Below are 13,739 nucleotides of genomic sequence, written 5' to 3' on the forward strand. Positions count from 1 at the left end.
ATGAGCTTCAATACCGTAATCGACTGGAATAGCTGTAGTGAAGCGCAGCAACGCGACTTGCTGATGCGCCCGGCGATCTCTGCTTCTGATAGCATCACGCGTACCGTGGTTGAGATTCTGGATAACGTGAAAGCGCGCGGGGATGACGCCCTGCGTGAATACAGCGCCAGGTTCGACAAGACTCAGGTCGACGCGCTGAAAGTCACCGAACAGGAAATCGCTGATGCCAGCGCGCGCCTGGGTGACGATATCAAGCAAGCGATGGCCGTGGCGGTGAAAAATATTGATACCTTCCACACCGCGCAAAAGCTGCAAACGGTGGATGTTGAAACCCTGCCAGGCGTGCGCTGCCAACAGGTTACCCGCCCTATCGCCTCGGTTGGCCTGTATATTCCCGGTGGCTCCGCGCCGCTATTTTCAACCGTATTAATGCTGGCCACACCGGCGCGTATTGCCGGTTGCCAGAAAGTGGTGCTCTGCTCACCACCGCCGATTGCCGATGAAATTCTCTATGCTGCTAAGCTGTGCGGCGTGCAGGCGATCTTTAAAGTGGGTGGCGCGCAGGCGATTGCCGCGCTGGCCTTTGGCACCGAATCGATCGCGAAGGTCGATAAAATTTTTGGCCCAGGAAATGCCTTTGTGACCGAAGCCAAACGCCAGGTCAGCCAGCGTCTGGACGGTGCGGCGATTGACATGCCCGCCGGTCCTTCTGAAGTGCTGGTGATTGCCGACAGCGGCGCAACGCCAGATTTTGTCGCCTCCGATCTGCTTTCGCAGGCGGAACACGGCCCGGACTCGCAGGTGATCCTGCTGACGCCGGACAGCGAAATGGCCACCCGTGTAGCCGAGGCGGTTGAACGCCAGCTTGCGGAGCTGCCTCGCGCCGAAACCGCTCGCCAGGCACTCTCTGCCAGCCGCCTGATTGTGGCGCGCGACTTAGCGCAGTGCGTGGCGATTTCCAACCAATACGGGCCGGAGCACCTGATCATCCAGACTCGCGACGCCCGTTCGCTGGTGGAGAGCATCACCAGCGCGGGCTCGGTGTTTCTCGGTGACTGGTCGCCGGAATCCGCAGGCGATTACGCCTCCGGCACCAACCACGTGCTGCCAACTTACGGGTATACCGCCACCTGTTCCAGCCTGGGTCTGGCCGATTTCCAGAAACGTATGACGGTGCAGGAACTCTCCCGGGAAGGTTTTGCGCAGCTTGCCAGCACCATTGAAACGCTGGCGGCGGCAGAACGCCTGACCGCTCACAAAAACGCCGTCACGTTGCGCGTTAACGCATTAAAGGAGCAAGCATGAGCATTGAAGAACTGGCGCGTAAAAACGTGCGCGAACTGACGCCCTATCAGTCGGCTCGCCGTCTTGGCGGTAAAGGTGACGTCTGGCTGAATGCCAATGAGTTCCCGACAGCGGTTCCTTTTGAACTGACACAGCAAACATTAAATCGTTACCCGGAGTGCCAGCCGAAAGCGGTTATCGAAAGTTATGCGCAGTATGCGGGCGTAAAACCGGAGCAAGTGCTGGTCAGTCGTGGCGCAGATGAAGGGATTGAACTGCTAATCCGCGCGTTTTGTGAACCGGGTAAAGACGCGGTACTGTTCTGCCCGCCGACCTACGGCATGTACAGCGTCAGCGCCGAAACGCTGGGTGTGGAATACCGTACCGTTCCGGCTCTTGCTGACTGGCAACTGGATCTGCAAGGTATCGCCGACAAACTGGATGGCGTCAAAATTATTTATGTTTGCAGCCCGAATAACCCCACCGGGCAGATTATCAATCCGCAAGATTTCCGCGTCTTGCTCGAAATGACGCGCGGCAAAGCCATTGTTGTGGCGGATGAAGCGTATATTGAGTTTTGCCCGCAGGCCACGCTGGCGGGCTGGCTCAGTGAATACCCGAATCTGGTGGTACTGCGTACGCTTTCTAAAGCGTTTGCGCTGGCTGGACTGCGTTGCGGTTTTACCCTTGCTAATGAAGACGTTATCGCGCTGCTGTTAAAAGTGATTGCCCCCTACCCGCTCTCCACGCCGGTGGCGGATATTGCCGCGCAAGCGCTCAGCCCGCAGGGGATTGTCGCGATGCGCGAGCGGGTGGCGCAGATTCTGGTTGAACGCCAGTATCTGGTTACCGCGCTACGGGATATTCCCTGTGTGGAGCAGGTGTTTGACTCAGAGACCAACTATATTCTTGTGCGCCTGACCGCTTCCAGCGCAGTGTTTAAATCTTTGTGGGATCAAGGCATTATCCTGAGAGACCAGAACAAACAACCTTCTTTAAGCGGCTGCCTGCGTATCACCATTGGCACCCGTGCAGAGAGCCAGCGCGTCATTGACGCCTTACGTGCGGAGCCAGTATGAGCCAGAAGTACCTGTTTATTGACCGTGACGGAACCCTGATTACCGAGCCGCCTACCGATTATCAGGTGGATAAATTCGACAAGCTGGCCTTTGAGCCAAATGTGATCCCGGTACTGCTGAAACTGCAAAAAGCGGGCTACAAACTGGTGATGATCACCAACCAGGACGGTCTGGGCACCAGCAGTTTCCCGCAGGCGGATTTTGATGGCCCGCACAACCTGATGATGCAGATCTTTACTTCGCAGGGTATTGCGTTTGAAGAGGTGCTGATTTGCCCGCATTTTGCAGATGATGAGTGCGACTGCCGTAAGCCGAAAGTGAAACTGGTGGAACGCTGGCTGGCGGAGGACGCGCTCGATCGCATGAACAGCTATGTGATTGGCGATCGCGCTACTGACATTGAGCTGGCGAACAACATGTCGATTGGCGGTTTGCGATACAACCCTGAAACGCTGAACTGGGCGATGATTGGTGAGCAACTGACGCGCCGCGACCGTTATGCGCACGTTGAACGCAACACCCGTGAGACACAGATTGATGTCAAAGTGTGGCTGGATCGCGAAGGCGGTAGCAAGATCCACACCGGCGTCGGTTTCTTCGACCATATGCTTGATCAGATTGCGACACATGGCGGTTTTCGGATGGAAATTGTGGTGAAAGGCGATCTCTATATTGACGATCACCACACGGTCGAAGATACCGGGCTGGCGCTGGGTGAAGCGCTAAAACTGGCGCTCGGCGACAAACGTGGTATCAACCGTTTTGGCTTTGTGTTGCCGATGGACGAATGTCTGGCTCGCTGTGCGCTGGACATCTCCGGCCGTCCGCACCTCGAATATAAAGCTGAATTTGCCTACCAGCGCGTGGGCGATTTGAGCACCGAAATGGTCGAGCACTTCTTCCGCTCGCTCTCTTACACCATGGCGGTGACGCTGCATCTCAAAACCAAAGGCAAAAACGACCACCACCGCGTGGAAAGTTTATTTAAAGCATTTGGCCGCACGCTGCGCCAGGCGATCCGCGTGGAAGGCGATACGCTCCCCTCATCAAAAGGAGTGCTGTGATGAATGTGGTGATCCTCGATACCGGCTGCGCCAATCTGAACTCGGTGAAATCCGCCGTCTCGCGCCACGGTTACGAGCCGCAAGTCAGCCGCGACCCGGATGTGGTGCTGCGCGCAGACAAACTGTTTTTACCCGGTGTCGGAACCGCGCAGGCGGCGATGGATCAGCTGCGCGAGCGAGACCTGATCGAACTGGTGAAAGCCTGTACGCAGCCGGTGCTCGGCATCTGCCTGGGAATGCAACTGCTTGGGCGCTTTAGCGAAGAGACCCACGGCGTCGATTTGTTGGGCATCATTGAACAGGATGTGCCGAAGATGAAAGACGCTGGCCTGCCGCTGCCGCATATGGGCTGGAACCAGGTTTACGCAAAAGCCGGCAACCGTCTGTTCCAGGGCATCGAGGATGGCGCTTATTTCTACTTTGTGCACAGCTACGCCATGCCGGTGAATGAGTACACCATTGCCCGCTGCGATTACGGCGAGCCGTTTACCGCTGCGGTGCAGAAAGACAATTTTTACGGTGTGCAGTTTCACCCGGAACGTTCCGGCCGCGCAGGTGCGCAACTGCTGAAAAACTTCCTGGAGATGTGATGATTATTCCGGCTTTAGATTTAATTGACGGCACCGTCGTACGTCTTCATCAGGGCGACTACGCGCAGCAGCGCGATTATGGCAACGACCCGCTGCCACGCTTGCAGGATTACGCCGCTCAGGGCGCGCAGGTGCTGCACCTCGTCGATTTAACCGGTGCGAAAGATCCGGCGAAACGCCAGATCCCGTTGCTGAAAACGCTGGTTGCCGGGGCGAACGTTCCGGTACAGGTGGGCGGCGGTGTACGCACGGAAGAGGACGTCGCCGCCCTGCTCTCGGCCGGTGTTGCCCGCGTGGTCATCGGCTCGACGGCGGTAAAATCGCCTGAGGTAGTGAAAGGCTGGTTTGCACGTTTTGGCGCAGACAAGCTGGTGCTGGCGCTGGATGTGCGCATTGATGAACGAGGCACTAAGCAGGTCGCGGTGAGCGGCTGGCAGGAGAACTCCGGTGTGACGCTGGAAGCGCTGGTGGAAACCTATCTTGCTGTTGGGCTGAAGCATGTATTGTGCACCGACATCTCGCGAGACGGCACGCTCGCGGGCTCGAACGTTGCGTTGTATGAAGAGATTTGCGCTCGCTGGCCGCAGGTAGCGTTTCAGTCTTCCGGCGGTATTGGCGGTTTAAATGATATTGCCGCCCTGCGCGGTACTGGCGTGCGCGGCGTGATTGTCGGACGGGCGCTGCTGGAAGGTAAATTCACGGTGAAGGAGGCCATTCAATGCTGGCAAAACGGATAATCCCTTGTCTTGACGTGCGTGATGGCCAGGTGGTGAAAGGCGTACAGTTTCGTAATCACGAAATTATTGGCGACATTGTGCCACTGGCAAAACGCTACGCCGAAGAAGGCGCGGACGAGCTGGTGTTCTACGATATCACCGCCTCAAGCGATGGCCGCGTAGTGGATAAGAGCTGGGTATCACGCGTGGCGGAAGTGATTGATATTCCTTTCTGTGTGGCAGGTGGGATTAAGTCTGCTGACGATGCGGCGAAAATTCTCTCGTTCGGCGCAGATAAAATTTCGATTAACTCCCCTGCACTGGCCGATCCGGAATTAATCACACGGCTGGCCGATCGCTTTGGCGTACAGTGCATTGTGGTCGGTATTGACACCTGGTTTAACGCCGAAACGGGCAAATATCACGTTAATCAGTACACCGGTGATGAGAGCCGGACCCGGGTCACGCAATGGGAAACGCTGGACTGGGTGCAGGAAGTGCAAAAGCGCGGCGCCGGGGAGATCGTGCTGAACATGATGAACCAGGATGGCGTGCGCAATGGCTATGACCTTGAACAACTGAAGAAAGTGCGCGCGGTGTGCCACGTACCGCTGATTGCTTCTGGTGGCGCGGGCACCATGGAACATTTTCTGGAAGCCTTCCGCGATGCGAACGTTGACGGCGCGCTGGCAGCTTCAGTGTTTCACAAGCAGATTATCAATATTGGTGAATTAAAAACGTACCTGGCAGACCAGGGCGTGGAGATCAGGGTATGTTAACAGAGCAACAACTGGCCCAACTGGACTGGGAAAAAACCGACGGACTGCTGCCCGCCGTGGTGCAACATGCGGTTTCCGGCGAAGTGCTGATGCTGGGTTACATGAACAAAGCGGCGCTGGCTAAAACGCAGGAAAGCGGCAAAGTGACTTTTTTCTCCCGCACTAAAGGGCGTTTATGGACCAAAGGTGAAACCTCGGGCCATTTCCTTAACGTAGTGAAGATAGCGCCTGATTGCGACAACGACACATTGCTGGTCCTGGTTAACCCAATCGGCCCAACCTGCCACACGGGAACATCCAGCTGCTTTGGCGATACCAGCCACCAGTGGTTGTTCCTCTACCAGTTAGAAGAGTTGATCGCCGCGCGTAAGACGGCCGACCCGGCAAGTTCTTACACCGCCAAACTTTACGCCAGCGGTACTAAACGTATCGCGCAGAAAGTGGGCGAAGAAGGAGTAGAAACGGCACTGGCGGCAACCGTGAACGACCGCGAAGAGCTGACTAACGAAGCCTCTGACCTGATGTATCACCTGCTGGTGCTGTTGCAGGATCAGCAGCTTGATTTAACGACCGTGATTGAGAATTTACGCAAGCGGCATAAATAAGCTATACATGGGGAGCTATCACGCTCCCTCTTATTTATCGCTGATAAAGCAGTTACCATTATTTCCCACAGCAGGTATCATCCCACCACAGTTTTTCGCATCACAAGTTGTGCATATCAAACATTGAGGTTGAAGATGAAATTTCTGGTCACCGGCGCTGCCGGGTTTATCGGCTATCACGTCAGTGAACGTTTGCTGAAAGCGGGCCACCAGGTTGTGGGTATTGATAACCTGAATGATTACTACGATGTCAGTCTGAAGCAAGCGCGCCTGGATTTACTGGCCTCTCCCGATTTCCACTTTCATAAAATCGATCTCGCTGACCGCGAAGGGATGGCGCAGCTGTTTGCGCGTGAAAAATTCGACCGCGTTATTCATCTCGCTGCACAAGCAGGTGTCCGTTACTCGCTGGAAAACCCGCACGTTTACGCAGAATCTAATCTGATTGGACATCTGAACGTACTTGAAGGCTGCCGTCATCATAAAGTGCAGCATCTGCTGTATGCGTCCTCCAGCTCCGTTTACGGGTTAAACCGTAAGATGCCGTTCTCCACTGATGATTCAGTTGACCACCCGGTATCACTCTACGCGGCAACGAAAAAAGCCAATGAACTGATGTCGCACACCTATTCGCATCTGTATGGTCTGCCAACGACCGGCCTGCGTTTCTTTACGGTTTATGGCCCCTGGGGACGCCCGGACATGGCGCTCTTTAAGTTCACGAAAGCGATGCTGGAAGGCAAGAGCATTGACGTTTACAACTATGGCAAGATGAAGCGCGACTTCACCTACATTGACGATATTGTGGAAGCGATTATCCGTATGCAGGATGTGATCCCGCAGCCGGATGCAACCTGGACAGTTGAAAGCGGGTCACCGGCAACCAGCTCTGCGCCTTACCATGTTTATAACATTGGCAACAGCTCTCCGGTCGAGCTGATGGATTACATCACGGCACTGGAAGAAGCATTGGGTATTGAAGCGCAGAAAAACATGATGCCGATTCAGCCAGGTGATGTGCTGGAAACGAGCGCAGACACCCAGCCGCTGTATGAGGTGACAGGCTTTAAGCCCCAGACTTCAGTCAAAGATGGTGTGAAGCGCTTTGTTGACTGGTACAGAGCGTTTTATAACGTTTAAAACACTAACTATATCCAATCCTAATATTCACCATATACACCCACCTGTATGTTAAGGTGGGTATTATTAAACGAAGGTTTAGTTATTTAATTTTATGCTTATAAAATATAGACCTGATATTGATGGACTTCGAGCCATTGCAGTGCTTTCGGTATTTGTTTTCCATTACTTCCCTCAGGTTATGCCTGGTGGTTTTATCGGAGTGGACGTATTCTTTGTTATTTCCGGCTATCTAATTACTTCCATAATAATAAAAGAGATCGATAATGGAAATTTTTCTTTTAAAAAATTCTATGTCAAGCGTATAATTAGAATCTTTCCCGCCCTGTTTATCTTGCTTTTCGCCATATATACTTTGGGCTGGTTTATGTTTTTACAGGGTGATTTTAAATCTCTAGCTAAGCACATTTTTGGCGGCGCCTTCTTTCTATCTAACATACTTCTTTGGCGAGAAACAGGTTACTTTGACATCAGTGCGACTTACAAACCACTTCTGCACCTTTGGTCTTTAGGTATTGAAGAGCAATTTTATCTTTTATGGCCAATCATTCTCACTCTCTTTGCACGAACGAAACGAAGCTTATACGTAACAGGAACCGTTTTTTTTATCGCCAGCCTCGCATTCAGCATTTATACAATGCATTCCGCCACTGGTAGTAATTATTATTCACCTTTTTCCAGAGCTTGGGAGTTGATGTTCGGAGCTATGATTGCTTCACAAGGAGAAAAAAAAACAGCCAAAAATAAAATGAGCCACAAAATAATATCTACGGTAGGTTTTATTTTCTTGATATGTGGTTTTTTTACAATTAACAGCAGTATGCCATTCCCTGGTATTGTAGCACTATTACCCGTTTTAGGCACTGGAATGGTCATTTACGGCGAGAAAAGTGGTTTTAATAAAATACTAACATGGAAACCTTTGCTTTCAATCGGGTTAATTAGTTATCCGCTATATATGGTGCATTGGTCATTTTACTCAGGAACAAGAATTATTTTAGGTCATGAGCCAAGTACCACGCTTAAGATTGTCCTAATGACATCATGCTTGGTAGTAGCGTATTTAATTTATAAATATATTGAAACACCATTGCGAAAAAGCGCCCAAAAAACGCTAATATCGATAATACTGCTATTTAGTACTTTTTTTATGGGCATTATAGGTTTTGTAACATATTGTTTTGATGGAATATCCTCACGGTCAGTAAATAACGCAACTCATGATTATCAAACATTCACTTCAATAACAGATCCTTATGACTATTTTCATTTCCAAAAAAGCATCCGCAAAGATGTATGTCATACGGTAGAACCTGATATTGCGGTTAAAAATGGATGTATATCTAAAAACCGTAACCAGATTTTTATATGGGGTGACTCCTATTCTGCATCGCTTTATCCTGGCATCAAATATGTAATCGAAAAAGAGGGATATCAAGCAAATATCAGTCAATCAACTGATGGTAACGGGCCACCATTTTTTGTGAAAGGAAGACGAACTGATTCGGGAAAAGATCTCCTGAAAGCTAACAATGATAGGCTCAGCTTCGTTCAAATGGTACAACCTAAAGTTGTTGTAATTGCCTGGATGGCACATGGCACTAACGGCTCATCGGATATGCCATGGACGATAAAACAATTGCATATCACGATTTCAAGCATCAAACATGTTTCACCAAATTCTCGTATTGTCATCTTCGGTCCTTTCCCAGAATGGAATGAAGGCCTGATTCGGCAGATCATACATTACTATGATGCTAATAAGACATTACCACCGGAGTATATGAAAAATGGACTCCTGTATGATATTTTTTCCTTCGATAGAATAATCAAAGAAGCAATGATTAATGAAAATGTAGATTATATTTCCTCGGTAGAGAGTTTGTGTAACACTGAGGGATGCCTAGTAAGAACAGCCCCGGGCGCTATAAATATTACCACTATGGATTGGGGGCATTTATCAGAAGCAGGTTCGAAGTATCTTATTGAGAAAAATAAACGTATCGTATTTGATGGGTTAAGATAAAAGGCATAAAGAAGACACATCTGGTATAAACCAGATGTGTCTTCACTTCTTCATCCTTCTATTGACCAAAGGTCATTACAGATGGGAACAGATTTTTTCATTTTTACTGTCAGTGCACTAAACAATGAAGCCGTAATTATTGCCAAAGTGATACCGGAGATAAGAATAAATAAGAAAACGCACACAGAATCCATTGAAGTGTAAATTAACCGCCTAGAACTAAAAACACAACTGACCTACCCCCAATATTAAACACAATAATCAGTTAATAATGTCGTTTTGTTTATCTTCGTTTTTTCCATTTCGCCAGACTGCTGCAAACTCCACTGGCGTCAGATAATTCAGTGAGGAATGAGGCCGACACTCGTTATAGTCCTGCCGCCAGTCGTTAATGATTTTTCTGGCGTGAACAATATCGCTGAACCAGTGCTCATTCAGACATTCATCCCGAAATCGACCATTAAAGCTTTCGATAAACCCATTCTGTGTCGGCTTGCCCGGCTGAATAAGCCGGAGCTCAACGCCATGCTCAAAGGCCCACTGGTCCAGTGCCCGGCAGGTAAACTCTGGTCCCTGATCTGTTCTGATCGTTGCCGGATAGCCACGAAATAACGCAATGCTGTCCAGAACACGTGTGACCTGAATACCTGACATACCGAAGGCAGCAGTGACTGTCAGACATTCCTTCGTGAAATCATCGACGCAGGTCAGGCACTTGATCCCGCGTCCGGTAGCCAGTGCGTCCATGACGAAATCCATCGACCACGTCAGGTCAGGAGCAGCAGGAAAGAGCAATAGAAGACGTTCTGTTGCCAGGCCTTTACGACGTCGTCTGCGCTTAACACCCAGGCCGCTGAGATGATAAAGGCGGTACACGCGCTTGTGATTAACATGCAGGCCCTCTTGTCGCAGTAGTTGCCAGATACGACGATAACCAAAACGCCGACGCTCAAGTGCCGGCTGAGTGCTGCGCCCGGATAAATATGCATCAACCGCCGGACGCTGCGCCTCATAGCGGCAGGTCGACAGGGACAAACCAGTCAGCTTGCTGGCTCGACGTTGCGACAGCCCCGTCGCTTTACACATCACTACAACAGCTTCCCGCTTGTGGTCTGTCGTCAGTACTTTCGGCCCAACGCTACCTGTAATGCTTCCTTATCCAGCATAGCTTCTGCAAGCAACTTCTTGAGACGGGCGTTCTCCTCTTCAAGTGACTTCAGCCGCTTTACCTCAGGGACTTCCATGCCGCCAAACTTCTTACGCCAGGTGTAAAAGGTTGCGTCAGAAATAGCATGCTTACGGCAAAGCTCACGGGCGGAAATGTCAGCCCCGGCCTCGCGAAGAATAATGATGATCTGTTCGTCAGAAAAACGCTTCTTCATGGGGATGTCCTCACGTTGCTGATGAAGACATGACTAACATCGTCGTGTGTTAACCAATGGGGAGCAGGTCACTGTCTCTACATTTTGAATATGGACATGTTAGGGAATATTAACACGCGATGTTAATGTCAGTTTGAAAAAGGAGAAAAAAAGAAAATACGCAAAGGGAATTCGGTTAAAGCTGGCACCTCATAGAGGTGCCAAAGATAAATCAATCGTTACCAAACAAATCGCGCGTATAGACTTTGTCTTGTACATCAGCCAGTTCTTGCGCCATACGGTTGGAGATAATGACATCCGCTTCCTGTTTGAACGCGTCCAGATCGCGTACCACGCGGGAGTGGAAGAATTCATCTTCCTGCATTACCGGTTCATAAATGATGACCTGCACGCCCTTCGCTTTAATACGCTTCATGATGCCCTGAATTGAAGAGGCGCGGAAGTTATCGGAACCACTCTTCATGATCAGACGATAAACGCCCACTACCTTCGGTTTACGCGCCAGGATGGAATCCGCAATAAAGTCTTTACGTGTACGGTTAGCATCAACGATAGCCGAAATAATATTATTCGGTACTGACTGGTAGTTCGCCAGCAGCTGTTTGGTGTCTTTCGGCAGGCAGTAACCGCCGTAGCCAAACGACGGGTTGTTGTAGTGATTGCCGATACGCGGATCCAGACATACGCCTTCGATAATCTGGCGGCTGTTCAGCCCCAGGCTTTCTGCATAGCTATCCAGTTCGTTGAAGTACGCCACGCGCATCGCCAGATAGGTGTTGGCGAAGAGTTTAATCGCTTCGGCTTCAGTTGAGTCTGTGAACAGAACGCGAATATCTTTTTTGATAGCGCCTTCCTGTAGCAACGCAGCAAAACGCTCGGCACGTTCGGAGCGTTCGCCGATAACGATACGCGATGGGTGCAGGTTATCGTACAGCGCCTTGCCTTCACGCAAGAATTCCGGAGAAAAGATAACGTTATCAATGCCGTATTTTTCACGGATGGACTGGGTGAAGCCAACGGGAATAGTGGATTTAATGATCATCACCGCTTGCGGGTTGATCTCATGAACGTCACGAATCACAGACTCCACGCTGCTGGTGTTGAAGTAGTTCGTTTTCGGATCGTAATCCGTCGGCGTGGCAATGATGACGAAATCCGCGCCGCGATAGGCGTCGAGTTTGTCCGTCGTCGCACGGAAGTTCAGCGGCTTATTCTGCAAATACTCCTGGATCTCCTTATCCACAATGGGAGAGATCTTCTGATTAAGCATATCTACTTTGGACTGAACGATATCAAGCGCCACCACTTCATGGTTCTGCGCAATCAGAATCCCGTTCGAAAGCCCAACGTAACCTGTTCCGGAGATTGTTATTTTCATTCGATAAGCAACTTTTGTGAGTGTATGAAACCGGAGATGACGATCCCGTCGCCACCCGCTTAATATCAATAACTGTTGGGTTTTTTACCTCTTCTGTTGAGGGACTGTCAAGGCGACAATCGGCCGTCAACAGCGGCGTTTATGTATGGTTTAGCGGGAAATAATCGACAAAATGAATATGACTGCCCGAAAAAACGGCGGTTGAGACGAAAAAAAGGCCCGGTTTTAACAACCGGGCCTGGGTAAACCAGATGGGTGATTATCAGATTAATCCAGCCATTCGGTATGGAACACGCCATCTTTATCTGTGCGCTTGTATGTGTGCGCACCGAAATAATCACGCTGAGCCTGGATCAGGTTCGCCGGCAGTACCGCAGAACGATAACTGTCGTAGTATGCCACCGCCGCAGAGAAGGTCGGTACCGGAATACCATTCTGCACGGCATAGGCCACTACATCACGCAGCGCCTGTTGGTAATCGTCGGCAATTTTCTTAAAGTACGGTGCCAGCAACAGGTTTGCGATAGCCGGGGTCTCGGCATAAGCATCGGTGATTTTCTGCAGGAACTGCGCACGGATGATACAGCCTGCGCGGAAGATCTTCGCGATTTCGCCGTAATTCAGGTTCCAGTTGTGCTCGTCAGAAGCAGCACGCAGCTGAGAGAAGCCTTGTGCATAGGAAACAATTTTACCGAGGTACAGCGCACGGCGTACTTTCTCGATAAATTCAGCTTTATCACCCGCCGGTTTCGCCTGCGGGCCGGAAAGCACTTTAGACGCGGCAACACGCTGCTCTTTCAGAGAAGAGATATAGCGCGCAAACACGGATTCGGTGATCAGCGACAGCGGCTCGCCAAGGTCCAGAGAGCTCTGGCTGGTCCATTTGCCGGTGCCTTTATTCGCCGCTTCGTCGAGGATCACATCAACGAGATATTTACCCTCTTCATCTTTCTTGGTGAAGATATCTTTGGTGATGTCGATAAGATAGCTGCTCAGCTCACCTGCGTTCCACTCGCTGAAGGTTTTCGCCAGCTCTTCGTTAGAGAGATTCAGGCCGCCTTTTAACAACGCGTAAGCTTCGGCAATCAGCTGCATATCGCCATATTCGATACCGTTATGCACCATTTTAACGTAGTGACCCGCACCGTCCGGACCAATATACGTTACGCAAGGTTCGCCATCTTCCGCCACTGCAGCAATTTTGGTCAGGATCGGAGCAACCAGATCGTAGGCTTCTTTTTGACCACCAGGCATGATTGATGGACCTTTCAGCGCACCTTCTTCACCACCGGAAACGCCTGTGCCGATGAAGTTAAAACCTTCTTCCGAAAGTTCGCGATTACGACGAATGGTGTCCTGGAAGAACGTGTTGCCGCCATCAATAATGATGTCGCCTTTATCGAGATATGGCTTGAGGGAGTCAATAGCGGCATCAGTTCCTGCACCAGCTTTCACCATCAGCAGGATGCGGCGCGGGGTTTCCAGTGATTCGACAAATTCTTGTACGGTGTAGTAAGGAACCAGCTTTTTGCCCGGGTTTTCGGCAATGACTTCTTCGGTTTTTTCGCGCGAGCGGTTGAAAACTGAAACGGTGTAGCCACGGCTCTCAATGTTGAGCGCCAGGTTGCGCCCCATAACTGCCATACCTACAACGCCGATTTGTTGCTTGGACATTACATACTCCTGTCAGGTGCAA

12 protein-coding genes are annotated in these 13,739 nt (G+C 50.7%); 9 read left to right on the top strand and 3 right to left on the bottom strand.

Going from position 1 to position 13,739, the window contains the following annotated elements:
• From hisD to DFO56_RS12450, 9 genes are all read left to right on the top strand, one after another.
• Positions 1-1,305: a histidinol dehydrogenase gene (gene hisD / locus DFO56_RS12410; protein ID WP_045510638.1), complete on the top strand. Its 1,305-nt coding sequence runs from the start codon at positions 1-3 to the stop codon at positions 1,303-1,305.
• Entirely contained in the window at positions 1,302-2,363 is a 1,062-nt protein-coding gene (gene hisC, locus DFO56_RS12415; protein ID WP_020454273.1) for a histidinol-phosphate transaminase, read from the top strand. Before hisD ends, hisC begins: the two co-directional genes overlap by 4 nt.
• Positions 2,360-3,427 (top strand): bifunctional histidinol-phosphatase/imidazoleglycerol-phosphate dehydratase HisB, encoded by a 1,068-nt coding sequence (hisB, locus tag DFO56_RS12420; protein ID WP_045510641.1) that lies wholly within the window; start codon positions 2,360-2,362, stop codon positions 3,425-3,427. The genes hisC and hisB overlap by 4 nt, the downstream gene beginning before the upstream one ends.
• On the top strand, positions 3,427-4,017 hold the full coding sequence (gene hisH / locus DFO56_RS12425) for an imidazole glycerol phosphate synthase subunit HisH (RefSeq protein ID WP_045510644.1): 591 nt from the start codon (positions 3,427-3,429) through the stop codon (positions 4,015-4,017). Before hisB ends, hisH begins: the two co-directional genes overlap by 1 nt.
• Entirely contained in the window at positions 4,017-4,754 is a 738-nt protein-coding gene (hisA, locus tag DFO56_RS12430) for a 1-(5-phosphoribosyl)-5-[(5-phosphoribosylamino)methylideneamino]imidazole-4-carboxamide isomerase (protein WP_045510647.1), read from the top strand. The genes hisH and hisA overlap by 1 nt, the downstream gene beginning before the upstream one ends.
• Positions 4,736-5,512 (top strand): imidazole glycerol phosphate synthase subunit HisF, encoded by a 777-nt coding sequence (gene hisF / locus DFO56_RS12435; RefSeq protein ID WP_045510650.1) that lies wholly within the window; start codon positions 4,736-4,738, stop codon positions 5,510-5,512. Before hisA ends, hisF begins: the two co-directional genes overlap by 19 nt.
• The gene (gene hisIE, locus DFO56_RS12440) at positions 5,506-6,117 is read left to right on the top strand and encodes a bifunctional phosphoribosyl-AMP cyclohydrolase/phosphoribosyl-ATP diphosphatase HisIE (protein ID WP_045510653.1); all 612 of its coding nucleotides are present in this window, start codon (positions 5,506-5,508) and stop codon (positions 6,115-6,117) included. Before hisF ends, hisIE begins: the two co-directional genes overlap by 7 nt.
• Positions 6,118-6,252: 135 nt before the next feature.
• Complete coding sequence (locus DFO56_RS12445; protein ID WP_045510656.1) at positions 6,253-7,257, top strand: NAD-dependent epimerase; 1,005 nt, start codon at positions 6,253-6,255, stop codon at positions 7,255-7,257.
• Positions 7,258-7,351: 94 nt separating this feature from the next.
• A complete protein-coding gene (locus DFO56_RS12450; RefSeq protein WP_045510659.1) occupies positions 7,352-9,283 on the top strand; it encodes an acyltransferase family protein in 1,932 nt (643 codons plus the stop codon).
• 261 nt (positions 9,284-9,544) lie between these two features.
• On the opposite strand, the gene DFO56_RS12455 is transcribed toward DFO56_RS12450, so the two are convergent.
• The 3 genes from DFO56_RS12455 to gndA form a co-directional block, all read right to left on the bottom strand.
• Positions 9,545-10,665, bottom strand: a protein-coding gene (locus DFO56_RS12455) for an IS3 family transposase (RefSeq protein WP_114413867.1) whose coding sequence is annotated in 2 segments (ribosomal slippage) — positions 9,545-10,407 and positions 10,407-10,665 — 1,122 coding nt in all. Because the reading frame shifts where the segments join, the coding sequence is not laid out codon by codon here.
• Positions 10,666-10,876: 211 nt separating this feature from the next.
• Positions 10,877-12,043: a UDP-glucose 6-dehydrogenase gene (ugd, locus tag DFO56_RS12460; protein WP_045510666.1), complete on the bottom strand. Its 1,167-nt coding sequence runs from the start codon at positions 12,041-12,043 to the stop codon at positions 10,877-10,879.
• 267 nt (positions 12,044-12,310) lie between these two features.
• Complete coding sequence (gene gndA, locus DFO56_RS12465) at positions 12,311-13,717, bottom strand: NADP-dependent phosphogluconate dehydrogenase (protein ID WP_045510668.1); 1,407 nt, start codon at positions 13,715-13,717, stop codon at positions 12,311-12,313.
• Between the last annotated feature and the right edge of the window lie 22 nt (positions 13,718-13,739).

It is taken from the genome of Kosakonia sp. AG348 (assembly GCF_003337365.1).
In the GTDB taxonomy this organism is placed as follows: domain Bacteria; phylum Pseudomonadota; class Gammaproteobacteria; order Enterobacterales; family Enterobacteriaceae; genus Kosakonia.

Bases quoted from the DNA above. Each gene is read 5' to 3' on its own strand.
- hisA (WP_045510647.1), top strand. From the start codon at position 4,017: ATGATTATTCCGGCTTTAGATTTAATTGACGGCACCGTCGTACGTCTT.
- hisC (WP_020454273.1), top strand. From the start codon at position 1,302: ATGAGCATTGAAGAACTGGCGCGTAAAAACGTGCGCGAACTGACGCCC.
- ugd (WP_045510666.1), bottom strand. From the start codon at position 12,043: ATGAAAATAACAATCTCCGGAACAGGTTACGTTGGGCTTTCGAACGGG.
- hisIE (WP_045510653.1), top strand. From the start codon at position 5,506: ATGTTAACAGAGCAACAACTGGCCCAACTGGACTGGGAAAAAACCGAC.
- gndA (WP_045510668.1), bottom strand. From the start codon at position 13,717: ATGTCCAAGCAACAAATCGGCGTTGTAGGTATGGCAGTTATGGGGCGC.
- DFO56_RS12445 (WP_045510656.1), top strand. From the start codon at position 6,253: ATGAAATTTCTGGTCACCGGCGCTGCCGGGTTTATCGGCTATCACGTC.
- hisD (WP_045510638.1), top strand. From the start codon at position 1: ATGAGCTTCAATACCGTAATCGACTGGAATAGCTGTAGTGAAGCGCAG.
- hisB (WP_045510641.1), top strand. From the start codon at position 2,360: ATGAGCCAGAAGTACCTGTTTATTGACCGTGACGGAACCCTGATTACC.
- hisF (WP_045510650.1), top strand. From the start codon at position 4,736: ATGCTGGCAAAACGGATAATCCCTTGTCTTGACGTGCGTGATGGCCAG.
- hisH (WP_045510644.1), top strand. From the start codon at position 3,427: ATGAATGTGGTGATCCTCGATACCGGCTGCGCCAATCTGAACTCGGTG.
- DFO56_RS12450 (WP_045510659.1), top strand. From the start codon at position 7,352: ATGCTTATAAAATATAGACCTGATATTGATGGACTTCGAGCCATTGCA.